Below are 23,625 nucleotides of genomic sequence, written 5' to 3'. Positions count from 1 at the left end.
TTGTAATAATTACTATATCGACATCAAACTAACAAATTTTAACTGAAATGCCGATATATTTAATAATCACTATTTTCTTAAAAAAGGAGAATCAAAATGAATATTAATACGTCATACACAGCCAGTTCTTCGAACAATTTGAACCAAATAGACTCTAAAGGTCAATCAGCTATTAAAAGTACAAACGAAGTGATGACCGAATCTGATAGACGAATGAAAATATTAGATGAAAAATACGAAAAAATAAATGAACAAAATAAACGATTTAAAGATCCTCATGGTCATATATACGATAAGTATCGAAATCAACACTCCCCTTATTTCAGAAGTGATTTAACCAAATCGGAAAGAGAAGCGGCTTACTCTATTGAGATTGGTTGGGCTAATAATGGAACAGGAGGACATTATAATTCTAATGATGCCGCCTTCCGTAATGAAAAACGGTACGATCCTACCCAAGAAAGTGTAGAAAAGAAACTATTAAATCGTCAGAAGGTGAACGAACAACTGCAAGCTTTGTTTTCTACCAATGGTTTGAATATTCCTAAAAACGCCAATTTAACTTTTACCATTGACCCCAATCATTTTAAATTAGTGGTGAGTGGAACAACAGACGAAACCCTAGCCAAACAAATAGAAGACATATTGAATACAAGCAACAATACAAGAGAACTATTTTTTCATATTATGAAAAGTAGAAATGATGATTCGACTCAATTCACGCCGAATTCACTTGCAAAGTTCCACCTTGTCAATCAAATCAAAACGGTGACAGGCTACGACTTAAAAGATTTAAGCATTGTAAACGGTCAATTTGTAACGGATACCGGAGCGAACATTTTTGATATCTACAAAGAAGAACTTCTGAAAAACCCATACACAGCAGAAAATGCCCGCATTGCTGCATCACATTATGGTGCACAGCTCTTTGATCTAGCGAAGAACGGGTATGATTCTATTCCCGATTTGGTGTTATCTATTGGGTATGAAAACGGGTCTTTATATGACATTGGACAAAAGGTGAATTACGGAGTTAAGAAAACGATAGATTAAAAAACGCACCTGATATTTTCAATATTTGATCATGTGCGTGTTCATGCCATGTTGGAGTATCGATCACATGTGTGAACAACAGCTACAAATTCCATTAGCGATACAAAGGACTCTATAACAATTTATGTTACAGAGTCTTTTCTATTTGAAGTGTGTTGTTTCGCTGTTCAACAAAACATCGACATGGTAATTTTGACTATAGTTGATGTTTTTCACTTTTTTATTGATGAAAATGTTAAAATGATGAGTAGCGTATTTTTTTATGAAAGGACGGTGCTTGGCATGACGGAACTTCTCGATGACCGGCTGCCGCCGCAAAATATAGAAGCCGAGCAGGCCGTATTAGGTGCTGTTTTTTTAGAACCATCTGCGCTAACGCTCGCTTCTGAAGTATTAATTCCAGAGGATTTCTATAGAATGTCGCATCAAAAGATTTACAATGCGATGCTTGTACTTGGTGATAGAGGGGAACCGGTTGACCTTGTCACGGTGACATCAGAACTTGCCAATACAGACTTACTAGAAGAGGTAGGCGGGATTTCGTATTTAACAGATATTGCGAACTCTGTCCCAACTGCCGCAAACATTGAATATTATGCAAAAATTGTGGAAGAAAAATCTATTTTAAGACGTCTGATCCGTACAGCGACAACCATTGCACAGGATGGATATACGCGTGAGGATGAAGTAGAAGATCTATTGAGTGATGCTGAAAAAACCATTATGGAAGTGGCTCAGCGTAAAAACTCAGGAGCTTTCCAAAACATTAAAGACGTTCTTGTTCAGACATATGATAATATTGAACAGCTTCATAATCGAAAAGGTGATATCACTGGGATTCCAACGGGTTTCTCAGAGCTTGACCGGATGACAGCTGGCTTCCAGCGAAATGACTTGATTATTGTAGCGGCTCGTCCGTCCGTAGGGAAAACAGCCTTCGCGTTAAATATTGCACAAAACGTTGCGACCAAGACAGATGAAAGTGTCGCCATCTTTAGTTTAGAGATGGGCGCTGAGCAGCTGGTCATGCGTATGCTTTGTGCCGAGGGAAATATCAATGCACAAAACCTAAGAACCGGTAATCTCACAGAAGAGGACTGGGGTAAGTTGACAATGGCGATGGGTTCGCTATCAAACAGTGGGATTTTCATTGATGATACACCTGGCATTAGAGTCAGTGAAATTCGCTCGAAATGCCGCCGTTTGAAGCAAGAAAACGGACTTGGCATGATCCTGATTGATTACTTACAGCTCATCCAAGGGAGTGGACGATCAAGCGATAACCGTCAGCAAGAGGTATCTGAAATTTCTAGGGCTTTAAAGTCACTAGCAAGAGAACTTGAAGTGCCGGTCATTGCCTTATCACAGCTTTCTCGTGGGGTAGAGCAGCGTCAGGATAAACGTCCGATGATGTCTGATATTCGTGAATCAGGAAGTATTGAGCAGGATGCCGATATTGTGGCGTTCCTTTATCGTGATGATTACTATGACAAAGAATCAGAGAATAAGAACATTATTGAAATTATTATTGCGAAACAGCGTAACGGTCCAGTTGGAACGGTATCACTGGCTTTCGTGAAAGAATATAACAAATTCGTCAACTTAGAAAGAAGATTTGACGATGCGGGTGTTCCGCCCGGTGCTTAAAGCCCAGCTCAAGAAGCTGGGCTTTTTTTGATCCATCTACATCGAAAGAATGACTGAAAAACAGTCGAAATGAGGAGGAGTGGGAGAAAAAGAGAGCGTATACTAAAGGGAGAGAAAAGGAGTGATGACTGATGAAGTTTCAACAATTCGAAGCCGCTCAATTACGCATCGCACGTCCGACCGTCAACATGAAAGAGGTTGTTTCTTTTTATGAAGAAGGTTTAGGGCTGAAACGAATTGGCTCATTTGATCAGCATGAAGGGTATGATGGGGTCATGCTTGGGCTTCCTCACCAGCATGTTCATCTGGAAATCACCAAACATGAAGAAGACGAAAGCTTGCCTGTTCCCCACCCAGAGCAGCTGCTTGTATTCTATATTCCGAATGAAGAAGAATTTCAGCAGATGAAAAAGAGACTGATCGCATTTGGTGGACGGCATGTCACCTCTACGAACCCGTACTGGGATCGAGGAGGCGTGACGATTGAAGATCCAGATGGATATCGAGTGGTGCTCATGAATACAGAAGGAATTACACCTGATTAAGAAAGACTCCCATCTCGTGGGAGTCTCAGATTGTTAGGAACGAGACGTGACACGGAGCTTCAGTGCTTTTAGTCCATACATACCGCTGCTTGTCATTGGGACGTACGAGAGAAGCTCTAGTGATTCATATCGTGACTGTATGGCTTTGATGGCAGTGCAGGCTTCCAGGCGAGCAAGTGGTGCGCCTAGGCAGAAATGAATGCCGTGGCCAAAGCCAATATGGTGATTAGGGTGCCGGTGTATATCGTACTCATGTGCGTTTGGAAATTGACGCTCATCCCGGTTCGCAGAAGCAAGAAAGACAATCACACTGTCTCCCTTTTTCAAGACTTTTCCTCCAAGTTCGGTGTCTTCTGTGACATACCGGACAATGGTAGGCGCAGGGGCACGAAAACGGACAGCCTCCTCCACAGCTCGAGGAATGAGGTCAGATGATTGAGCGAGCGCTTCATACGACCCCGGATTTTCTAACAAACTAAAGATCATATTGGAGATCAGGTTGGTGGTTGTTTCGTTGCCTGCTAACAGGAGAAGATTGCAGAAAGGAATTAATTCGTCTGCGGACAGCTTATCTCCATCTTCCTCCGCTTGGATTAAAAGCGAAATCAAATCCTCACTAAGGTTCTGCCGCTTCTCTTCAATGATGTCAGCAAAAAACGCCATCATGTCCGCTTCGCTTTGATCCCGTGTTTTTTGCCATTCAACGACATCTTTTTCATGTTCACTTTTAGGCATGCTGACGAGAATATCGGACCATTCTTTAAAGGATTGTTTATGTTCTGTTGGCACACCTAAAAGCTCTGCAATGACTATCACAGGAAGCGGATAGGAGATGTCTTGAACAAGATCAATCTCTTCCTTACCTTCTATTTGTCCAATGAGATCATCCATTAACTCTTGAATGCGTGGTTCCCACAATTTCATCACCCGGGGTGTAAAGGCTTTGCTCACAATGGAACGGATTCGTGTATGTTTTGGCGGGTCCATCATGACCATTGTTTTCATCAGTGAATGTTTCCGGTGGTCTTGAGGAGGTTGACTAGAAAAGGTATCTTTATCGATGGTGACGCGCTTTGCTTCTTCATAGGTGAAGACACTCCATGTTTGGCTGTGTTCATCGAAATGAACAGGGGATTCTTGACGCATTTTGGCGTACCAATCAAATGGGTGATACGGGTCCTGCTTATTTTTCCCTCTTAATAACGCTTTCTGAACGGCACTAGGTGTTGTTGTTTCCATGATCATCACTCCTTATGGGTTGTCAGATGATTCCTTTTTTTCACTGTGTTAGATTTAAGGTAATTCATCAGGAGAAAGGATTCAACCAACAGAAAGGCGAAATCTGTTGAAGAAAATGGGAAGGGGAGAGCGGCTTGTGGCGGACTGCTACAGAGGGGATAAGCGCGCAACTGAATCAAAGCAACAATTAAGAAAAGCGTTATTTCAGTTATTAAAGGAGAAGGAATGGGGGAAGATTTCTGTACAAGATTTGACGAACAAGGCAGGAATCCATCGCACCACCTTTTATCAGCATTATGAGGATAAGTTTGACTTGGCTCAGCAGGTCATGGATGAGATGTTTGATGTCATGAAAACGGCTATTTTTGCTCCTGTACATGAAAATGAGTGGAAGAGCGATCATGCAGCATATGTGTATATTTACCGCTTTTATCAGCATTTGCAGGAACATGAAGAGGAGTATCAGATTCTCTTGAAAAGGGGAAGAGAGCTTAATATTCATCAGACGGCCAGTGCTTTTTTTGAAGAAAGCTTTACTTTAGGGCTAGAAGAAGTCACAGGTTCAACACCTGATCCACAACACGTTCCTCTCGAGATGCAGAAGCAATTTGTCATTTCTGCTTATGTTGGAACAGCTGAGTGGTGGCTGAGAAAAGGTAGACCATACTCACCCGACTTTATGGCAAGTTCGATGATTCAATTGATTGAAAATCACTGAACAAACGGAAATGAGAAAAACAGTAATTTTGATCGAAATCTTCTTGTTCAAGCGTAGAATGAGCAATTAAAGCGCTTTTCCTCACATGTAAAACGAACAAAATTTGATTTCAAGATATTAATGTTCGGATTTCACGTTGACTTTTTCATTGTCCATTGATAAAATAAATGTGTTTGAAAGAGATAACGTTTTGAAAGGTTAACGGAGGTGCACGATATGTCTTCAGTAGTCGTAGTAGGTACGCAGTGGGGTGACGAAGGGAAAGGGAAAATTACCGATTTCCTTTCAGAAAATGCAGAGGTGATTGCCCGTTATCAAGGGGGAAACAATGCAGGTCACACAATCAAATTTGATGGAGTGACTTACAAGCTACACCTCATTCCATCCGGTATTTTTTACAAAGAGAAAACTTGTGTCATCGGTAATGGAATGGTGGTTGATCCTAAAGCGTTGGTCACTGAGCTTGCGTATCTTCACGAACGGAATGTGAGTACAGATAACCTCAGAATCAGCAATAGAGCCCATGTCATTCTGCCTTATCACTTAAAATTGGACGAGGTAGAAGAAGAGCGGAAAGGGGCTAACAAGATCGGTACGACGAAAAAAGGAATCGGACCAGCTTATATGGACAAAGCTGCCCGCGTAGGAATCCGTATCGCAGATTTATTAGATCGTGAAGTATTTGAAGAGAAGCTTGCCCGTAATCTAGAAGAGAAAAATCGTCTTTTAGAGAAAATGTACGACACAGAAGGCTTCAAAATTGAAGATATTTTAGATGAGTATTATGAATATGGTCAGCAAGTGAAAAAATATGTTGTGGACACATCTGTTGTATTGAACGATGCTCTAGATGAAGGCCGCCGTGTTCTTTTTGAAGGGGCACAAGGCGTTATGCTTGATATCGATCAAGGGACATATCCGTTCGTGACGTCATCTAACCCAGTGGCTGGAGGCGTGACGATTGGTTCTGGTGTAGGTCCTACGAAAATTCAACATGTGGTCGGCGTATCAAAAGCTTACACAACTCGTGTAGGTGATGGCCCATTCCCGACAGAACTCCATGATGAAATTGGCGATCAAATCCGTGAAGTTGGCCGTGAATACGGTACGACAACTGGCCGCCCGCGCCGTGTTGGTTGGTTTGACAGTGTTGTTGTCCGTCATGCACGCCGTGTGAGTGGAATTACAGATTTATCTCTTAACTCCATCGATGTACTGACAGGGATTGAGAAATTGAAAATCTGTGTTGCTTATAAATTGAACGGAGAAATCACTGAAGAATTCCCAGCAAGTCTAAATGAATTAGCGAAATGTGAACCTGTCTACGAAGAAATGCCAGGTTGGACAGAGGATATTACAGGCGTGAAGAATTTAAGTGAACTGCCTGCAAATGCCCGTCATTACTTAGAGCGCATTTCACAATTAACAGGTATTCCACTTTCTATTTTCTCAGTCGGACCAGACCGTTCCCAAACGAACGTTGTCCGCAGCGTGTACCGTCCATCATTATAGACTGATCAGACACCAGTAAAATCACACATTTTACTGGTGTTTTTTTGTTTAAATATTCCTTAATTTCTACGGAACGCTCTTCCTGTCATTACCAAAATGTGATAACTGTATAAAAGGGAAGGAGCGTTCTAGTGAAAGAAAGAATACGATTATTAGATATTTTACGAGGTTTTGCGATATTAGGCACATTGGGTACAAATGTCTGGTTTTTTGCGTACGCAGGGGATACCTTTGCGACAGATCAGATTGCGGATGAATATGAAAATGGCAGTTTTCTTGAAAGTCTTGTCTCTATGTTCGTTTATGGCAAAATGCTATCGCTGCTTACGATCATGTTTGGTGTAGGGCTAGAGCTGAAATACCAGCAGGCGAAAAGAAAAAATACGACTTGGCCGGGTACATATTTATGGATTCTTTTGTTCTTATTGATTGAAGGCTTTGTCCATTTTGCGCTAGTGATGGAATATGATGTGCTCATGAGTTACGCCGTCACGGGTTTGCTTGTGGCGTTTATTGTCCGTGGAGGAAGTCGGCGCATCAAAAAAGGCATGATTGTCTCGGGTGTCATTCATTTGTTGGTGACGGCTTTTCTCGTTGTATTTTCTTTCTCTGAATTGGAAACTGAATCCTATGACGGGAGCAGTGAACCAGCGTACGAAGAACAACTGCCGGAGACATGGATATCTCAAGTTCAAGACCGAGTACAGCACTTTTTGATGTATCGAGAAGAAGCAATCTTTATTATCCCAATGAATACCTTTTTGTTTTTATTAGGTGTGCGGATGATGAGAGCCGGTGTATTTTATGCAAATGAGCGTGGGCAAACTCTGCGGAAAACATTATTCAGAATGGGTTTGTGGATTGGACTGCCGCTGAATGCGCTCGTCTTCGTACCAAATGACATAGTAGAATTTGTGGTGCGTTATGTGTTTTCACCATTCCTCTCTATATTCTATATTGCTGTTGTGGCGAAGCTTTTAGAACGGACGGAATCATGGTTCATGTGGACTTGGTTTGAATATGTAGGAAAAATGGCGCTTAGCTGCTATATCCTGCAAAATGTCATCTGCTCGCTTCTTTTTTATAGCTGGGGATTGGGTCTTGGCGGGCAAATCAACGCCCCCCTTATCGTCTTGTCATGGCTGTTCATTTCACTTCTGCAAATTGCCATTTCAGCCCTTTGCTTAAACGTCTGGCGGATTGGACCAATGGAGTATATCCGATCACAGGCACTTCGCCGGGTGACAATGAAGAAAGCATCTTAAAGGGGAATAGATACAATGTTTTTCAAAAAAACGACGAAAAGAGAACAAGCCAATGCACAAAAAGCAGCAGGATCGGCGTTTGTTTTTTATCTTCTAGCATTAGGAGGACATGCGTTGTATGCGTTTTTCCAAGATGACAGACCACCCGTCACTTTTGTGATTTTAATGACAGGTCTCCTTGTGTTTTTCACCGCAGATTGGCTATACAATAAAAAACATTCATAAAAAAAGAAGCCCTCTGACGAGGGCTTCTCAGCGTGTAGACAAACCCTCGCATTCGTTGTCAGTCCTGCGTGCCGGTGCTCACGAATGTCAAATTCGCTCCGCGCCGGTACTCGTCTTTCCTAGACTTCAAAGGTTTTCAACTACGCTGAAAAGAAGATAAAGGGATAAAATAAAGTTCATTTTATCCCTTTGTCATCAATTGAAGAAGCCCTCTGACGAGAGCTTCTTTTTTATTTTAGGCTTTTATATTGGCCTTTTAAATTTTTACGAATGTATTGAATGATTTTGCGCAGTTCGTTGGCATGTGGTCTGCCAAATGGACTTGTTTGTCTTTGCTGATAGAGGACTTGGCCTTTTTCATTTAATAAGAAATAGGCAGGTTCTCCGTGCACCCCGTGGTCTTCGTATGGGGCATCTTCCCCGTGATAGAAGACTTCATAGGCTTTCAATGATGTGAGGTTTTGGTCAGACATGATGGGGAAAGAAAGTCCCTCTTTGTCTGCAAATTCTTTCAAGTCTTCAGGGTTATCCGTTGAAATCGTCATTAAGTGAATATCCTTTTCTTGAAAATAGGATTGCTGTTTTTCCAGCTCTTTTAATTCCTCGACACATACTGGGCACCATGATCCTCTAAAGAAAACGAGGAGGTGCCAGCTTTGATGCTCCTCTAAATGTTTGTAAAACTCAATGTGATCGCCCTGCACTGTTGGCAGTGAAAAATCGGGCATTTTATCTCCTAATTTAAATGAACTCATCCTATGCTTCCTCCTTTTTCAATCACCATGCTGTTTGTTTCTTGTATAACCAATATTGGTCGGAATCAAACGTTTCTGTGTGCTGGATTGGGCAGTAGCCATTGATTGAATGAAGGCGCTTGCAGGATTAGGCGGTTTAACAGAAGATATCAAATCCGACACTTTTTTTAAAAAAATGTCGAAAAACGTATTGCCATATGTAATTACTCTATGATATTATAAATCTCGTTGTTGCAAAGGTCTCTGAAACTTGTTAGGATGCGATGTTCCAGCTTTTTTAAAGCGATTGGTTTGACGCAGTACAACTTCTTCAGAATTACTTTTCACAAACCGAGAGCCATTAGCTCAGTTGGTAGAGCATCTGACTTTTAATCAGAGGGTCGAAGGTTCGAGTCCTTCATGGCTCACCATGTTTTGGCCCGTTGGTCAAGCGGTTAAGACACCGCCCTTTCACGGCGGTAACACGGGTTCGAATCCCGTACGGGTCATTGATTTACTTTAGCGTTAAGCTAATTTTTCCTCACTTGCTTGAAGGAGCACCACGATTGCTTTTTCGGGCAAGTTACTGAGGTCCGGTAGTTCAGTTGGTTAGAATGCCTGCCTGTCACGCAGGAGGTCGCGGGTTCGAGTCCCGTCCGGACCGCCATTTATACATATTCATCTTTTGATGATGGCTCGGTAGCTCAGTTGGTAGAGCAACGGACTGAAAATCCGTGTGTCGGCGGTTCGATTCCGTCCCGAGCCACTTCCAAACGCATCTGCAATCGCAGGTGCGTTTTTATTATGAAAAGAAGGCATAAAAAGGGAGAAGCCGGACCTAGGTAGGGCCCGGCTCCATAAGAAGAAGACGTTACATGTATATAGACGTTTGGTGACTGGAAAAGTTTCAATAAAAAAGGAAAAAGTCATCAAATCTTTTGGGTGAAGTTCTTCTATCCAACGTTTACTAGCAAAGAAAGCCGTTATTATTTTTATCTTTGCCTCTTAAAACGTTATAATAGACAGTGAGCCTTTTTTTTCGTAAATGAAAAAGGCGTAATGAGACATGCAAAATGGAATGACATAGATGCTAAAAATGCAGGAGGAAATCACAATGGAAAAAAAGATTCTTGTCGTAGATGATGAAAAGCCGATTGCGGATATATTGGAATTTAACTTAAGAAAAGAGGGCTACGAGGTTCATTGTGCGTATGACGGAAATGAAGCCCTTGAAATGGTAGAAGAAATTAAGCCAGACATCATTTTGCTCGACATTATGCTGCCGAACAAAGATGGCGTTGAAGTATGCCGTGAAGTGAGAAAGAAATATGATATGCCGATTATCATGCTGACAGCAAAAGACTCTGAAATCGATAAAGTCATTGGTCTTGAGCTTGGCGCGGACGATTATGTCACAAAGCCATTCAGTACACGCGAGCTGCTTGCACGTGTAAAAGCAAATTTAAGAAGACAGACGGCTGCTCCGCAATCAGAGGAAGAATCTGAATCAAATGATATCGAGATTGGTTCACTTGTGATCTACCCAGATGCGTATGTCGTGTCTAAGCGTGACGAAACGATTGAATTAACGCATCGTGAGTTCGAATTGCTTCATTACTTAGCGAAACATATTGGACAAGTCATGACACGTGAGCACTTACTGCAAACGGTTTGGGGCTACGATTACTTTGGAGATGTCCGTACAGTAGACGTGACAGTCCGCCGTCTTCGTGAAAAAATTGAAGACAACCCTAGCCACCCGAGCTGGATCGTAACAAGACGAGGCGTCGGCTACTATTTAAGAAACCCAGAGCAGGACTAAGATTCTTATGAGTAAAGTAGGTTTTTTTCGCTCGATTCACTTTAAATTGACCTTGATTTATGTGCTGCTGATCATTGTCGCCATGCAGATTATTGGCGTGTACTTTGTGAAGCAGCTAGAGCAGTCCTTAATTAATTCATATGATAATTCCTTGAATCAGCGAATCTACTCGTTATCGTATTACCTGGAACAAGATTCATCGAAAAGCAAGGCAGAATTAAAAGAGGATGCTCAAAAGATCTTAAACGATTTTAACAACAAAGATGAGTCTAATGAAATTTCTGAAGTCAGCTATATTGATGAAAGCAGAGAAGTCATTGCCTCTGTGAATAACGGCAGTCAAGAGATTGCCGGGAAGAAAATCACAGATCAAATCATTAGCCGTATTTTTGCGGTTGGCAAAGACTACGAGAAAAAATTCTATGACCCAGAATCGAATAAACGAGTCCGCATATCAGCAACAGCCGTGAAAAATGAGAACCAAGAAACTGTTGGTGTCATTTATGTGGTCTCATCCATGGAAAGTGTTTTTAACCAAATGCGAACGATCAACACCATTTTGGCGACGGGTACACTCATCGCACTTGGGACGACCGCTCTACTTGGTATATTCATATTCAGAACCATTACACACCCAATTTCGGATATGAGAAAGCAAGCGATCGAGCTCGCCAAAGGGAACTTTTCCAGAAAGGTCCGAAAGTATGGACATGATGAGATTGGTCAACTAGCAACGACATTTAACCATCTGACGAGAGAGCTGGAGGAAGCGCAGCTGATGACAGAGGGTGAGAGGAAAAAGCTTTCTTCTGTTATCGCCTATATGACCGATGGCGTCATTGCCACGAATCAAAACGGGGCCATTATTCTATTAAACAGCCCGGCACTAGAGCTTTTGAATGTTTCACGTGAAACAGCTCTAGAGATGCCGATCACATCCTTGCTTGGCTTAGAAGAAACTCATACATTTGAAGATTTAGTCGAAAATCAAGACTCCATGCTGCTAGAAATTGAACGTGAAGATCAACTGTCTGTTTTGCGTGTCAATTTCTCAGTGATTCAGAAAGAGCATGGGAAGATTGATGGCTTGATCGCGGTCATTTATGACGTAACCGAGCAGGAAAAAATTGATGCGGAACGTCGTGAATTCGTGGCGAACGTATCGCATGAGCTGCGCACACCGCTTACGACGATGCGAAGCTATCTTGAGGCACTCGCTGAAGGTGCGATTGGTGATAAAGAGCTTGCGCCAAGGTTCCTCAGTGTCACGCAAAATGAAACAGAGCGCATGATTAGACTTGTGAATGACCTGCTCCAGCTGTCTAAGTTCGACAGCAAGGATTATCAATTCAATCGTGAGTGGACGAATTTTATCAGGTTTATCTCGCTCGTCATTGATCGTTTTGAAATGACGAAGGAGCAGCATGTCGATTTCATCCGCAACTTGCCGCAGCGTGAAATATATGTGGAAATTGATCAAGATAAAATCACTCAGGTGCTCGATAATATCATTTCCAATGCTATGAAATACTCGCCAGAGGGTGGACACATTACGTTCACTGTCGATTTGGATGAGGAGCAAGGTCTTGTGTTATTCAGTGTCAAAGATGAAGGAATCGGTATTCCGAAGAAGGATATGGATAAAATCTTTGAACGTTTTTATCGAGTGGATAAGGCAAGAACAAGAAAACTTGGCGGAACCGGCCTAGGTCTTGCGATTGCAAAAGAAATGGTTCAGGCTCATGGCGGAGATATTTGGGCTGACAGCATTGAAGGAAAAGGAACAACGGTAACCTTTACCCTTCCGTACAATGAAGAACAAGAGGATGATTGGGATGAAGCGTGAGACCTTTAAAACCATTATATTGACAATCCTAATTGCGATCAGTCTTGTGTTTACGTGGAATATTTGGATGTTCCAGCCCGTCATGCAGGATCAGGCGGATGCCGGTACACAGGTCGTGGAAACGAAGAAGATTTCAAGCGACGAGCCTCGGAGTCTCATTGATGTCGTGAAACCGCGTGAGATGTTCATCCATTCCAATGGAGAGCATTTCAAAGTGGATCAAAAGGAACTCTTCCAAAACTTTTGGAATGATGTGAGCCTGTGGGATGTCAAAGAGATTGCCGATGTGTCGGACCAATATTCCGAGCAGAAATTTAAGAATTTCTTCTATGGACGCGAGGGGCAAGGCAAAACATTGGATCTTGTGTTCAATGATCCGATTCCAATTGATATTTTCCAAGCGCTGTTTAAATGGCCGAATAAATCCATTGAATACAACTCATTTGACCGGATGATTGTGCCGTTCGCTCAGCCGGATAAGGCCAATAAGAAAGTCTATTTGGTTTCATACAGCAAGGAAACGGTGCTTGAGCTGACGATTGAATCAGCCAACTATCGTAATCTGATGGATAGTATTGCAGCCGCTCAAAACGAGATGCCGCGCTATGATCTATATACTTTCTCTACGAATTCAAAACGAGAGTTCCTTCTGCCGCAGAAGCAAAAGCAGCTTGAAGCGAAAATGTTCTTTATCGAAACGATTAAGACAAGCAAATTCAAGGACGCTTTGTTTACAGACCCAAGTCTAGTTGGGGAGGAATCTAATTTAAACCGGACGGTGTATACGGATGGAACGAGTCGTCTTGAAGCAAATCAAAAAGACCACCGCATCCAATATCAGCATCGTAATATCAATTCTAGTACCGTATTCCAAACGGGAGATTTGATCAAGCGAAGCGTGAAATATTTCAATGATACCGGAAGTTTTACCGATAATTATCAATACTTCGGCATTAACAGCAACCAGCAGCTGTCCTTTAATATGTTTATGGATGGACTGCCGATCGTCAACAGCACAAAGCATCCATTTGGTATGACATCACTTGAAGTACAATGGGCGAATGATGACATCTTGAGTTATAAGCGTCCAAACTACATTCTCGGCAACAAAGCGAGTCAGAGTGAACAGGTCAAACTGATGAATGGGACAGAGCTGAAAAACTTGATCATCAAGCAGACGAAGTATGATGATTTAGAGAAAATTGAACAGATTTTCCCTGCCTATCAAGCGACATCCACGGCATCAGATCAAGATCAAGCGATGTTTGTCTGGCTAGAGCCAGTATGGTGTATGAAATATAACGGAAAAACCGTCATTTTAACGAATGATTTGCTGACAGAGGGGAGCGAGAATCATGGAGTGGAATAAGACCAAAACGATCTTTATCCTAGCCTTTCTCGTTCTCGATATCTTTCTAGGTTTTCAATACTTTGAAAAGCGATCGACCGATCATTTTGCGATTATCGAAAAAACAGATACGCTGGAAGAAATGAAGGCAGACGGAATCAAATATGGCAATCTATCAGATGAAGCGAAGATTGGATACCGCATTACAGCTGAGAAAAAGCAATATACGAAAAAGGATGTCGACGGATTAGCTGATCAAAAGACGAAAAGCACATTCCCGAAAACCGAGAAAGATGATCCTGTCACCCTGCTTGAAATGACCTTCAATAAACCAGTTGCATTGCCGAAAAAAGATATGAAAACAGCAGCGACCAATCTTGTGAGCCAGCGTTTGCTGGATGGCAAGAATTATAAGCTCTGGAGCATCGATGAAGAAACAGGTGAAATCGTCTTTTTCCAAACGTATAAAGGAAAATACATCTTCCAAGAAGGTCTTGATGACACCGAAACCATCGGGAAGATCACATTGGATGTGAACGATCAAAACGAGGTCGTCTCGTATCGGCAGTCGATGGTGACATCGATTAATGAAGTGAGAAAAGAAACCCTTGTCCCAGCGCTTGAAACGGTGAAGGACTTATATACACAAAATATGCTGAGCCAAAACACGACAGTGAAAAAAGTGGAGCTTGGCTACTACACGCAATACCCAGGTGCAAGCACTCAAGTCATGGTTCCTGTATGGCGAGTAGAGATTGAAGGCGTGGCAACTGGTTCAAAGAAAAAGACAGAGGAAGAATATTTGATCAATGCCATTGATGGCTCAACCCTTGATCATATAGAGAAAGAAGACAAATCTTCATTGGAGTGAGAGAACATGAGCTTGCAGTTCAGTGTACTAGCGAGCGGAAGTACGGGGAACGCTTTTTATTTAGAAACAGACGAGCATGCTTTTTTAGTAGATGCGGGCTTAAGCGGCAAACAGATGGTAGAGCTGCTTGGTCAAATCGACCGAAAGCCAGAAGACTTGGACGGAATTTTTGTCACACACGAGCACTCAGATCATATTAAAGGACTCGGTGTGATGGCAAGAAAGTACAAGCTTCCTGTCTATGCAAATGCGAAAACATGGAAGGCGATGGAGTCACATATAGGGAAAGTGGATACGGAGCAGAAATTCCACTTTGATATGGAGACGGTTCAATCATTCGGCGGACTCGATGTTGAATCATTTGGCGTATCACATGATGCGGCAGAGCCCATGTTTTACGTATTCCATTATGGCGGGCGTAAACTTGCCCTTATGACGGATACAGGCTATGTGAGTGACCGGATGAAGGGGATTATTAAATCAGCCAATACGTTCGTATTTGAGAGCAACCATGATGTCGGCATGCTGCAAATGGGGCGCTACCCATGGAGTATTAAACGCAGAATTTTGAGCGATGTCGGACACGTATCCAATGAAGATGCAGCTCTTGCTATGACAGACGTGATTGGAGACGCCACCTCACGCATTTATTTGGCCCACTTGAGTCAAGACAACAACATGAAGGACTTAGCCCGTATGGCGGTCCAGCAGACGCTTGAAATGAAGGGCTTTGTTGTAGGGGACGGCTTTGATTTATATGATACGGACCCGAAAAAAGCAACCCCGCTTTGCGCCGTATGATTTTTACAATCGTATGATTAAGATAAGAGCTTCTTACCAACACTATATACATCATCTATTCACTGAAAGGAAGGAAACATAGTGGATTATCGCGATGTAGAGTGGAAGCCGAGACGAAGCAGAAAAGGATATTTCCTATCTGGTCTGATCGGTGTATTGGTAGGAGCTTTTTTAATGGGATTCTTTTTCCCCTATGTGTCTGGACAAAGCGGCAGCCCCTTTGGCTGGCAGTCAGCTGGAGATCAACAGGCATCAGATGGCCCTTTAAAGACCGTCAATGTGAACGTGAATGATGCGGTCACAAAAGTGGTATCGAGTATGTCGGATACGGTTGTCGGCGTCATTAACATTCAAAAGTCGAGCTTTTGGGAAGAAGGCGGTGAAGCAGGCAGCGGGTCAGGTGTGATTTATAAAAAAAAGGGTGACACCTTTTATATTGTGACCAACCATCATGTCATCAAAGGCGCAAACCAGCTTGAAGTGAGCCTTCAGGACGGGACAAGGATCGGGGCAAATCTTGTCGGCAGTGATCAGCTTATGGATTTAGCGGTACTCACGGTCAAAAGTGATAAGATCAAGAAAACCGCCGCCTTCGGCAATTCAGACCATGTCAAACCAGGTGAGCCTGTCATCGCCATTGGAAATCCATTAGGCCTTGAATTTGCTGGCTCCGTCACACAAGGTGTGATTTCTGGAACGGAGCGTGCGATCCCTGTTGATTCTAATGGGGATGGACAGACGGATTGGAATGCGGAAGTTTTGCAAACGGATGCCGCCATTAATCCTGGGAACAGCGGCGGAGCCTTGATTAATATGGACGGCAAAGTAATCGGCATCAATTCAATGAAGATTGCTGAGTCAGAGGTGGAAGGGATTGGGCTGTCTATTCCTGCGAATCTGGTGATCCCTGTCATAGAGGATTTAGAGCGCTATGGAGAGGTGAAGCGTCCGTACCTTGGTGTTGGGATGAAATCACTAGCAGATATTGCGAGCTATCATTGGCAGGAAACGTTAAAGCTGCCATCAAAGGTCACAACCGGAGTCGTCGTGATGAGTGTCGAGCCTTTGTCTCCAGCAGGGAAAGCAGGGTTAAAAGAGCTGGATGTCGTGACGTCGTTTGACGGCAAGGAAGTACAAAATATCGTCGATCTGCGTAAATATCTTTATCAAAAGAAAGTAGGCGACAAGGTAAAGGTGCAATTTTACCGAAGCGGAAAGAAAAAATCAGTCGAGATCAAACTCTCCCAAACCGATCGGTTCGGTGGCTAGCCAGTTCCTATAAGGGACTGGCTTTTTTTATATGCCCGGCATATGATAAAGGAAAGGGGGAGATACGATTGGTCACATTACAGCCAATGTCACAAACGGATTATGACGTCTTGATAGAGAAGGCTATTAAGCGGTACGCAGAAGAAAAGGTACTCGCAGGGACGTGGGGTCAGGAAGAAGCGCAAAAGAACGCAGAGGAACAATTTGACCGGTTGCTTCCTGAAGGCCTTCAGACAGAGGATCATGAGTTGTGGAACATCTTACATGGAGAAGAAGCCATCGGATGGGTATGGCTTTGCTATGATCCAGATCATCCCCAACATGAAGGCTTTATTTATAATTTTATTTTGTTTGAAGCGTATCGAGGAAAAGGCTTGGCAAAACAGGCCATGACTGCATTAGAAGAGCAGGCAAAGTCATTAGGTGTGAAAAAACTATCGCTGCATGTCTTTGCCCATAATCAAATCGCCCGCTCACTTTATGAGAAAACGGGGTTTGCTGAGACTGGGATTTACATGAGCAAGCCTTTATAAAAAAAGAGAAGTACCGTGCGGCGAGCGTACGGTACTTTTTTATGTGGACATCATGGCATCTTGCGCCGTGACTCGGTATAGATCGACTTTGCATTTCACAAACGCACGGATGATGGCTGGGACTTGAGCTTCTGAACGAATCAACAATGAGGTCTCGTCATCTCTGATCACAAGGTCTGTTCCCACACTTTGTAAGTACTGCGTGAGAACAGGCTTCACCTCATCATCAATCCATGCATGCTTGAAGGTGGCACGAATGGTTGAGGACGTGATGGTTTTCTCTTGAGGATGAGTACTTGAGGACACGATTTTTCCTTCAGATATGAAAGCTGTTTTGGTACAAATAGGCTGGGTGAACCTTGGCTCGTCTGCTGTTAAAAAGACAGTTTTTCCTTCAAATTTTAACGATTCAATCACCCGCTGGATATGTAAGATAGAATCTGCATCAATATCCGCAAAAGGCTCATCAAGTAAAATAAAGTCAGGCTGATGAGCGATGGCCTGAGCCATTCCGAGCCGCTTCTTCATCCCAGGTGTAAAGGCACCGACTTTCTCTTGATGATAACGATGTAAGCCAACAAATTCGAGTAATTCTTCATAATAGCTCGTTTTCTGGCGAGTACCCGTAATTTTCGATAAATAGGCAATATGCTCAATAGCAGTCAGCCCTTCATATAAATCTGTATATTCAGGCAGAACACCGATATGATGACGTACTTTTTTTAACGACGTCATGTTCATCATGATAAATGTGCCAGAGGTGGGGCGGGAGATCCCTGTAATGATATTAAAAAAGGTCGTCTTACCAGCACCCTTCGGTCCAATGAGGCCGAAGATATCCCCTTGATGGATATCAAGATCAATATGATTTATTGCGACTTTTGTCCGATATTTTTTTGTCAGCCCTTTTGTGTGAAGCACTTAGACATCCCTCCTCTGAAACAGTAGTGCCGTTCCAACGAGTAAGACAACAGTCAATGCGGCATTCATCAGCACATAGGTCAGCGGTTCACTCCAGCGCGCATAATAATAAGGCGTCACGTATTGGAACCAGTGAATCAACCGTTCTGAAGAAAGAACAGACATCATGCTCATGATTGGAAATAGAAAGGAAAACAACATGCCAACAAACATCGATTTCTGTGGTGTTGGAAAGAGCATGGACAAAAACAAAGCACAGGAGATGCCGACACTGATAAACGTTAATATTTTTAAGGCATCAGAGAACAGAAAACGATGTGAAATCACCATATTTAATATATATGTGGTCATAATGCAACTGAGCCAAAACAGCATCAGCCCAAGATATTTCCCGATGACAATGTTTAAACGGGTCGTTTTGCTGACGAGAAAACGAATGGTTTTCAAATGAATTTCGCGGCTCAAAATATCATGAGATAATAAAAAAATAAGGAAGAAACCAAATAACGAAATCACTAGTTCATTCCCAATGGAATAAGGGTCCTTTGCCTGTTCCCACTTCCCTTGATAAGCAGCTATAAATGGAAGACTTGATACAAAAGTAGATAAAATGAAAATAATAACAATAGTTAAGATGGATTTTGTGCTTTTGAAGAGCTGCTTAAATTCATTCATACAGATGGTCCACACACACTGTACCTCCCTTCATCTTTATTATACCCCTAGAAAAGAAAGACACCATATCTCGCTCTTTAACATTTGCTTAAATTTTATAAAAAAGAAGACTCTTCCAGAACAGTTAACTCATTTTTAAAAATGTTCAGAAAAATATCTTGATTTATCAAAAAACATCATGTATGATAGCTTTAATTCAAGATAGTTAAACAGGCAATGACGAGAGAAAGTACAATCATCAATTTTTCCACAGAGAGCTTCGGTAGCTGAAAAGAAGCAAAAATAATGATTCGAAAAATGGTCTCTGAGCCTCGTGCTGAACATATCCATGATATTAGTAGGTGACGACGAGAGTTGGTACTCGTTATCAAAACCACAGTATATGAGCCAAATTGGAGCTTTGTACTTGTAGAGGCTGTTTAGCGCGAGCAAACAGTAAATAAAGGTGGTACCACGAGACAAATACCTCGTCCTTATGATTCATAGATAAGGATGGGGTATTTTTTATTGTCCACTTTTTTTCATACAAATGTTCAAATGTTCCACGTGAAACACCACTACCATTTTTTCAAATGAAAGGGAGATTAACATGAGTGAACATGCATTGGTTTTACAATCAGATTTCGGTATTGATGATGGAGCGGTCAGCGCAATGTACGGCGTAGCCAATACAGTGAGCAGCGGCATCCGCATTTTTGATTTAACTCACAACATTCCCCAATACGACATTTGGGAAGCGTCTTATCGCTTGCTTCAGACGGTCACATATTGGCCGGAAGAAACGGTATTTGTCTCCGTTGTTGATCCAGGCGTTGGATCAGAGCGAAAGAGCCTCGTCGTCAAAACAACAAGCTCACACTACATCATCACACCTGATAATGGGACACTTACGCATGTCGCACAGGATATTGGTATCGTGGAGGCTCGGTATTTAGATGAAACCATCAACCGTCTGCCGAAGTCAGGAAAATCACATACTTTCCATGGTAGAGACATTTACGCCTATACAGGCGCGAGAATTGCTTCAGGTGTGATTTCTTTTGAAGAGGTCGGGCCAAAGGCGAATATAGAGGACATTATTCACCTTCCAGTCGTACAAGCTTATGCGGAAGAAGAAGTGATCACAGGGACGATTGATATTTTAGATGTGCGGTTCGGAAACCTATGGACAAACATTCATCATACGTTATTTGAACAGCTTTCAATCAATTATGGGGATGCAATAGAAGTTACCATTGCCAACGGGCCAAAAAATGTGTATAAAAATATCATGACCTATGGACGATCTTTTGCCGATTTAAAGGTAGGCGAACCACTCGTATATGTCAATTCACTCGATCATTTAGGCGTGGCGATCAATCAAGGGTCATTTGCAAAGGCTTATAACATCGGTACAGGCACAGGCTGGCGCCTTTCGATTCGCAAAGCTCCGCGCATTATATACGAATAAGAGGAGGAAACATCATGGCAGGTAAACAACTTTCAACGAAAACTGTCGTTGCCATCGGAATTGGCGCAGCCGTCTTTGTCATTTTAGGACGCTTCGTCTCCATTCCAACTGGGATTCCGAATACACAAATTGAAACATCGTACGCGTTCCTTGCGTTAATGGCCGTGCTATTTGGTCCTGTTGCAGGCGCATTGATTGGATTTATTGGTCATCTCATTAAAGATGCCACCACATTTGGACCTTGGTGGAGCTGGATTATCGTTTCGGGTGTTGTTGGTTTATTGATCGGCTTCATTTCGAACCGTTTAAAAGTAGAAGAGGGCGACTTTGGCTGGAAAAAAATCACGCTCTTCAACGCCGTCCAAGCCGGCGCACAAGCATTAGGCTGGTTTGTCATTGCGCCGGTACTCGACATTGTGATCTATGCAGAACCTGCAAATAAAGTGTTTGTTCAAGGAATCGTAGCAGGAATCTCAAACATCATCACAGTCGGTGTACTAGGCACCATCATCATTGCGGCTTATGCGAAAACAAGAAGCAAAAGCGGCAGTCTATCGAAAGAAACATCATGAAGCAAGGTGGAACACATAAATGAAGAAACCGATGATTCAATTCGAACATTTCGGATTCAAGTATCGCAGTCAGGCAGAACCAACATTGAAAGATATCAACCTGACCATCTATGAAGGAGAAAAAGTCCTCATCGCAGGCCCGTCTGGATCGGGAAAAAGCACACTAGCCCATTGTATCAATGGGCTAGTTCCTGCGTCTTATAAAGGTTCTATGGAAGGAAGTCTTCACATCGGCGGGAAAAATGCAGAGAAAGAGAACATTTTCTCCCTCTCACAGCTCGTCGGGACGGTACTGCAAGACCCTGATGGACAATTTATCGGGCTAACCGTAGGAGAAGACATCGCATTTACACTTGAAAATGATCAAGTCACACGCAAAGAAATGAAAACACGTGTCGAAAAAGCGGCAAAATTAACAGAGGTAGACGGCAAACTCGCATCGTCCGTACATGAGCTGTCAGGCGGTCAAAAACAACGTGTCGCCATCGCAGGCGTACTTGTCAACGATGTTGATATTTTGCTATTCGATGAACCACTGGCAAGCCTTGATCCCGCAACAGGCAAAGAAGTGATCGATCTCATTGACCGTCTGCAAAAAGAAACGAAAAAAACGGTCGTGATGGTGGAACATCGATTGGAAGACGTCCTCTTCCGCCATGTCGACCGCATCATCGTTGTCAATGACGGCACGATTGCAGCGGATATGACACCAGATGAATTGCTCGCCTCAAATGTATTAGAAGCGGCGTATTTACGTGAGCCTTTATATGTGAGAGCGATGAAATATGCGGGCATTCAGATTGAAGCAGGAGATCAGATCGCTGATTTACAGCATCTCACCTTAAATGACGAGGCAAAAGAGAAAATCGAGCAATGGATGGAAGCATCTGAGCCGTCAGTCGAGCAGAATGCAGCGCCCGATTTACTAGAAGTGCGCGAGCTGAGTTTTGATTATCCGACAAGACCAAACACACTGAACAACATCTCTTTTACCGTCAAAAAAGGAGAAATGATCAGCATCGCCGGTGCCAATGGCGCAGGCAAGACGACACTATCCAAGGTGCTTTGTGCATTTGAAAAGCCAACAAAAGGGACAATCCTTTTAAATGGCGATGACATCACAGGAGACACCATCAAACAGCGCTCCGAACGAATCGGTGTCGTCATGCAAAACCCAAATCAAATGATTTCTAAACAAATGATTTTTGATGAAGTCGCACTAGGTCTTGTTTTAAGGGGCGTAAAGGAAGACGACATCAAGGCTCGTGTAGAGCGGGTTTTAAAAGTGTGCGGGCTGTATCCATTTCGAAATTGGCCGATCTCAGCACTCAGTTTTGGACAGAAAAAACGCGTCACCATTGCATCCATTCTTGTGTTAGAGCCAGAAATCATCATTTTAGATGAGCCAACGGCCGGTCAAGATTTTAGACATTACACAGAAATGATGACATTTTTAGAGCAATTAAATCAGCAGGGCGTCACGATCTTGATGATCACCCATGATATGCATCTCATGCTCGAATACACAACAAGAACCATCGTCATTTCAGATGGAGAAAAAATCGCAGATGATACACCAGCTAAAGTACTGACAGATCAGCTGCTTGTTCAAAAGGCGAGCTTAAAGGAAACGTCGCTGTATGAACTGGCGCTGAAAGCAGATTGGCCAAATCCAAATGAACTCGTGGATCGCTTCATTAAGGTTGACAGAAAGGAACGAATGACATGGCTGTAGACATGCTGTCCTATATCGATCGCCCGTCGCCGATTCACCGGCTGACAGGGGCAACCAAACTCATTTGCTTTATCCTCTGGTCATCCGCAGCGATGCTCACGTATGATACAGGCGTTTTAGTGTTTATGCTAGTTGCCAGTATCGTGTTCTTTCAACTGTCGAATGTGCGATTTCGTGATATCTCCTTCGTGGTGATCGTCTTGGCGATTTTTCTTGTCATCAATAACATCGCCATTTACGTCTTTGCGCCTCAGCAAGGTGTCGCCATCTATGGAGCGAAGCACGAGCTGTTTCATATTGCAGGCTGGTACAATGTCACACTTGAACAGCTTTTCTATCAATTGAACATTACACTGAAATACGTGACCGTGATGCCAGCGGCGCTTTTATTTATCGTGACAACAAATCCAAGCGAATTCGCCTCATCGCTCAGCCGAATTGGGGTCAGCTACCGGATTTCCTATGCGGTAGCGATTGCTTTGCGCTATATTCCAGATATTCAGCGTGATTTTCGCACGATTGCCATTTCTCAGCAAGCAAGAGGCATTGATTTATCAAAGAATGAAAAACTGGGAAAACGGATTAAAAATGCGCTGTCTATTGTGATGCCGTTGATTTTCTCCAGCCTAGAGCGGATTGAAACGATCAGCAATGCGATGGAACTGCGCGGGTTTGGAAAGCATAAAAAGCGCACATGGTTTACGGCGAAAGACTTTCAAAAAGCAGATTATGCGGCGTTATTGTTTGTTGGTGTGGTATTGATCGTGTCGCTAGTGATTACATTTGTTAGAGGAACGAGATTTTACAATCCGTTTTGATAGAAGGAAGCCTTCACAGGAGTGGA

The 23,625-nt window shown here is 42.8% G+C and carries 22 protein-coding genes, 4 tRNA genes and 1 other annotated feature; of the genes, 22 read left to right on the top strand and 4 right to left on the bottom strand.

The features are described from left to right. Window positions 1-96 precede the first annotated feature (96 nt). The 3 genes from N521_RS05090 (at window position 97) to N521_RS05080 (ending at window position 3,245) form a co-directional block, all read left to right on the top strand. Complete coding sequence (locus tag N521_RS05090; protein WP_035390116.1) at window positions 97-1,053, top strand: DUF4885 family protein; 957 nt, start codon at window positions 97-99, stop codon at window positions 1,051-1,053. A gap of 282 nt (window positions 1,054-1,335) precedes the next feature. Next, window positions 1,336-2,700 (top strand): replicative DNA helicase, encoded by a 1,365-nt coding sequence (gene dnaB / locus N521_RS05085; protein WP_003214779.1) that lies wholly within the window; start codon window positions 1,336-1,338, stop codon window positions 2,698-2,700. A gap of 131 nt (window positions 2,701-2,831) precedes the next feature. Then, complete coding sequence (locus tag N521_RS05080; RefSeq protein WP_008347509.1) at window positions 2,832-3,245, top strand: VOC family protein; 414 nt, start codon at window positions 2,832-2,834, stop codon at window positions 3,243-3,245. A 33-nt stretch (window positions 3,246-3,278) separates the two neighbouring features. Here N521_RS05080 and N521_RS05075 read toward each other — a convergent pair whose 3' ends face one another. After that, window positions 3,279-4,484: a cytochrome P450 gene (locus N521_RS05075; RefSeq protein WP_035390114.1), complete on the bottom strand. Its 1,206-nt coding sequence runs from the start codon at window positions 4,482-4,484 to the stop codon at window positions 3,279-3,281. 115 nt (window positions 4,485-4,599) lie between these two features. On the opposite strand from N521_RS05075, the gene N521_RS05070 reads away from it, so the two are divergent. The 4 genes from N521_RS05070 to N521_RS05055 all read left to right on the top strand — a co-directional run bounded on the left by N521_RS05070 (window position 4,600) and on the right by N521_RS05055 (window position 8,204). After that, the gene (locus N521_RS05070; protein WP_231493294.1) at window positions 4,600-5,202 is read left to right on the top strand and encodes a TetR/AcrR family transcriptional regulator; all 603 of its coding nucleotides are present in this window, start codon (window positions 4,600-4,602) and stop codon (window positions 5,200-5,202) included. Window positions 5,203-5,418: 216 nt separating this feature from the next. After that, window positions 5,419-6,714, top strand: coding sequence for an adenylosuccinate synthase (locus tag N521_RS05065; RefSeq protein WP_007497400.1), 1,296 nt, complete (start codon window positions 5,419-5,421; stop codon window positions 6,712-6,714). 131 nt (window positions 6,715-6,845) lie between these two features. Next, window positions 6,846-7,979, top strand: coding sequence for a DUF418 domain-containing protein (locus N521_RS05060; protein ID WP_035390110.1), 1,134 nt, complete (start codon window positions 6,846-6,848; stop codon window positions 7,977-7,979). Window positions 7,980-7,994: 15 nt separating this feature from the next. Continuing rightward, window positions 7,995-8,204 (top strand): hypothetical protein, encoded by a 210-nt coding sequence (locus N521_RS05055; protein WP_035390108.1) that lies wholly within the window; start codon window positions 7,995-7,997, stop codon window positions 8,202-8,204. Between the two features lie 230 nt (window positions 8,205-8,434). Here N521_RS05055 and N521_RS05050 read toward each other — a convergent pair whose 3' ends face one another. After that, window positions 8,435-8,959 carry a peroxiredoxin family protein gene (locus N521_RS05050; RefSeq protein ID WP_008347497.1) on the bottom strand — a complete coding sequence of 175 codons (525 nt, stop codon included), beginning with the start codon at window positions 8,957-8,959 and terminating at the stop codon, window positions 8,435-8,437. Window positions 8,960-9,293: 334 nt separating this feature from the next. Here N521_RS05050 and N521_RS05045 point away from each other — a divergent pair. From N521_RS05045 to N521_RS04995, 11 genes are all read left to right on the top strand, one after another. After that, a tRNA-Lys gene (locus N521_RS05045) sits at window positions 9,294-9,369 on the top strand. Between the two features lie 6 nt (window positions 9,370-9,375). After that, window positions 9,376-9,447: transfer RNA gene (locus N521_RS05040), tRNA-Glu, on the top strand. A gap of 81 nt (window positions 9,448-9,528) precedes the next feature. After that, a tRNA-Asp gene (locus N521_RS05035) sits at window positions 9,529-9,605 on the top strand. 26 nt (window positions 9,606-9,631) lie between these two features. Beyond that, window positions 9,632-9,704, top strand: a tRNA-Phe gene (locus N521_RS05030). Window positions 9,705-10,052: 348 nt separating this feature from the next. Then, window positions 10,053-10,760 carry a response regulator YycF gene (yycF, locus tag N521_RS05025; RefSeq protein WP_017359978.1) on the top strand — a complete coding sequence of 236 codons (708 nt, stop codon included), beginning with the start codon at window positions 10,053-10,055 and terminating at the stop codon, window positions 10,758-10,760. Window positions 10,761-10,767: 7 nt separating this feature from the next. Next, window positions 10,768-12,606, top strand: a complete 1,839-nt coding sequence (gene walK, locus N521_RS05020) for a cell wall metabolism sensor histidine kinase WalK (RefSeq protein WP_007497390.1) — start codon at window positions 10,768-10,770, stop codon at window positions 12,604-12,606. Then, window positions 12,596-13,975, top strand: coding sequence for a two-component system activity regulator YycH (yycH, locus tag N521_RS05015; RefSeq protein ID WP_035390105.1), 1,380 nt, complete (start codon window positions 12,596-12,598; stop codon window positions 13,973-13,975). Before walK ends, yycH begins: the two co-directional genes overlap by 11 nt. After that, window positions 13,962-14,825, top strand: coding sequence for a two-component system regulatory protein YycI (locus N521_RS05010; RefSeq protein ID WP_024718467.1), 864 nt, complete (start codon window positions 13,962-13,964; stop codon window positions 14,823-14,825). The genes yycH and N521_RS05010 overlap by 14 nt, the downstream gene beginning before the upstream one ends. Window positions 14,826-14,831: 6 nt before the next feature. Then, the gene (locus N521_RS05005) at window positions 14,832-15,626 is read left to right on the top strand and encodes an MBL fold metallo-hydrolase (RefSeq protein ID WP_007497388.1); all 795 of its coding nucleotides are present in this window, start codon (window positions 14,832-14,834) and stop codon (window positions 15,624-15,626) included. 81 nt (window positions 15,627-15,707) lie between these two features. Next, window positions 15,708-16,895 (top strand): S1C family serine protease, encoded by a 1,188-nt coding sequence (locus N521_RS05000; RefSeq protein ID WP_025208320.1) that lies wholly within the window; start codon window positions 15,708-15,710, stop codon window positions 16,893-16,895. Between the two features lie 68 nt (window positions 16,896-16,963). Next, window positions 16,964-17,428, top strand: coding sequence for a GNAT family N-acetyltransferase (locus N521_RS04995; protein ID WP_035390099.1), 465 nt, complete (start codon window positions 16,964-16,966; stop codon window positions 17,426-17,428). Window positions 17,429-17,467: 39 nt separating this feature from the next. Here N521_RS04995 and N521_RS04990 read toward each other — a convergent pair whose 3' ends face one another. Beyond that, entirely contained in the window at window positions 17,468-18,349 is an 882-nt protein-coding gene (locus N521_RS04990; protein WP_035390097.1) for an ABC transporter ATP-binding protein, read from the bottom strand. Continuing rightward, window positions 18,350-19,039 (bottom strand): ABC transporter permease, encoded by a 690-nt coding sequence (locus tag N521_RS04985; protein WP_008347476.1) that lies wholly within the window; start codon window positions 19,037-19,039, stop codon window positions 18,350-18,352. A 192-nt stretch (window positions 19,040-19,231) separates the two neighbouring features. Beyond that, window positions 19,232-19,502 (top strand) — a binding site (T-box leader). 111 nt (window positions 19,503-19,613) lie between these two features. On the opposite strand from N521_RS04985, the gene N521_RS04980 reads away from it, so the two are divergent. Genes N521_RS04980 through N521_RS04965 form a run of 4 tightly spaced genes read left to right on the top strand, consistent with a single transcriptional unit; the run spans window position 19,614 to window position 23,599 of the window. Continuing rightward, window positions 19,614-20,474: an SAM hydrolase/SAM-dependent halogenase family protein gene (locus N521_RS04980; protein WP_007497378.1), complete on the top strand. Its 861-nt coding sequence runs from the start codon at window positions 19,614-19,616 to the stop codon at window positions 20,472-20,474. A gap of 14 nt (window positions 20,475-20,488) precedes the next feature. Further along, on the top strand, window positions 20,489-21,046 hold the full coding sequence (locus tag N521_RS04975; protein WP_012011871.1) for an ECF-type riboflavin transporter substrate-binding protein: 558 nt from the start codon (window positions 20,489-20,491) through the stop codon (window positions 21,044-21,046). Between the two features lie 19 nt (window positions 21,047-21,065). Then, window positions 21,066-22,781: an ABC transporter ATP-binding protein gene (locus tag N521_RS04970; RefSeq protein WP_035390093.1), complete on the top strand. Its 1,716-nt coding sequence runs from the start codon at window positions 21,066-21,068 to the stop codon at window positions 22,779-22,781. Then, window positions 22,772-23,599, top strand: coding sequence for an energy-coupling factor transporter transmembrane component T family protein (locus N521_RS04965; protein WP_035390091.1), 828 nt, complete (start codon window positions 22,772-22,774; stop codon window positions 23,597-23,599). Before N521_RS04970 ends, N521_RS04965 begins: the two co-directional genes overlap by 10 nt. Window positions 23,600-23,625 lie beyond the last annotated feature (26 nt).

It is taken from the genome of Bacillus sp. UNC125MFCrub1.1, assembly GCF_000701305.1.
Lineage (GTDB): Bacteria > Bacillota > Bacilli > Bacillales > Bacillaceae > Bacillus > Bacillus altitudinis.
This window is presented reverse-complemented; position numbering and strand designations above follow the sequence as displayed.

Coding starts and splice junctions, on each gene's coding strand:
- N521_RS05090 (WP_035390116.1), top strand. CDS start 97: ATGAATATTAATACGTCATACACAGCCAGTTCTTCGAACAATTTGAAC.
- dnaB (WP_003214779.1), top strand. CDS start 1,336: ATGACGGAACTTCTCGATGACCGGCTGCCGCCGCAAAATATAGAAGCC.
- N521_RS05080 (WP_008347509.1), top strand. CDS start 2,832: ATGAAGTTTCAACAATTCGAAGCCGCTCAATTACGCATCGCACGTCCG.
- N521_RS05075 (WP_035390114.1), bottom strand. CDS start 4,484: ATGGAAACAACAACACCTAGTGCCGTTCAGAAAGCGTTATTAAGAGGG.
- N521_RS05070 (WP_231493294.1), top strand. CDS start 4,600: ATGGGAAGGGGAGAGCGGCTTGTGGCGGACTGCTACAGAGGGGATAAG.
- N521_RS05065 (WP_007497400.1), top strand. CDS start 5,419: ATGTCTTCAGTAGTCGTAGTAGGTACGCAGTGGGGTGACGAAGGGAAA.
- N521_RS05055 (WP_035390108.1), top strand. CDS start 7,995: ATGTTTTTCAAAAAAACGACGAAAAGAGAACAAGCCAATGCACAAAAA.
- N521_RS05050 (WP_008347497.1), bottom strand. CDS start 8,959: ATGAGTTCATTTAAATTAGGAGATAAAATGCCCGATTTTTCACTGCCA.
- yycF (WP_017359978.1), top strand. CDS start 10,053: ATGGAAAAAAAGATTCTTGTCGTAGATGATGAAAAGCCGATTGCGGAT.
- walK (WP_007497390.1), top strand. CDS start 10,768: ATGAGTAAAGTAGGTTTTTTTCGCTCGATTCACTTTAAATTGACCTTG.
- yycH (WP_035390105.1), top strand. CDS start 12,596: ATGAAGCGTGAGACCTTTAAAACCATTATATTGACAATCCTAATTGCG.
- N521_RS05010 (WP_024718467.1), top strand. CDS start 13,962: ATGGAGTGGAATAAGACCAAAACGATCTTTATCCTAGCCTTTCTCGTT.
- N521_RS05005 (WP_007497388.1), top strand. CDS start 14,832: ATGAGCTTGCAGTTCAGTGTACTAGCGAGCGGAAGTACGGGGAACGCT.
- N521_RS04980 (WP_007497378.1), top strand. CDS start 19,614: ATGAGTGAACATGCATTGGTTTTACAATCAGATTTCGGTATTGATGAT.
- N521_RS04975 (WP_012011871.1), top strand. CDS start 20,489: ATGGCAGGTAAACAACTTTCAACGAAAACTGTCGTTGCCATCGGAATT.
- N521_RS04970 (WP_035390093.1), top strand. CDS start 21,066: ATGAAGAAACCGATGATTCAATTCGAACATTTCGGATTCAAGTATCGC.
- N521_RS04965 (WP_035390091.1), top strand. CDS start 22,772: ATGGCTGTAGACATGCTGTCCTATATCGATCGCCCGTCGCCGATTCAC.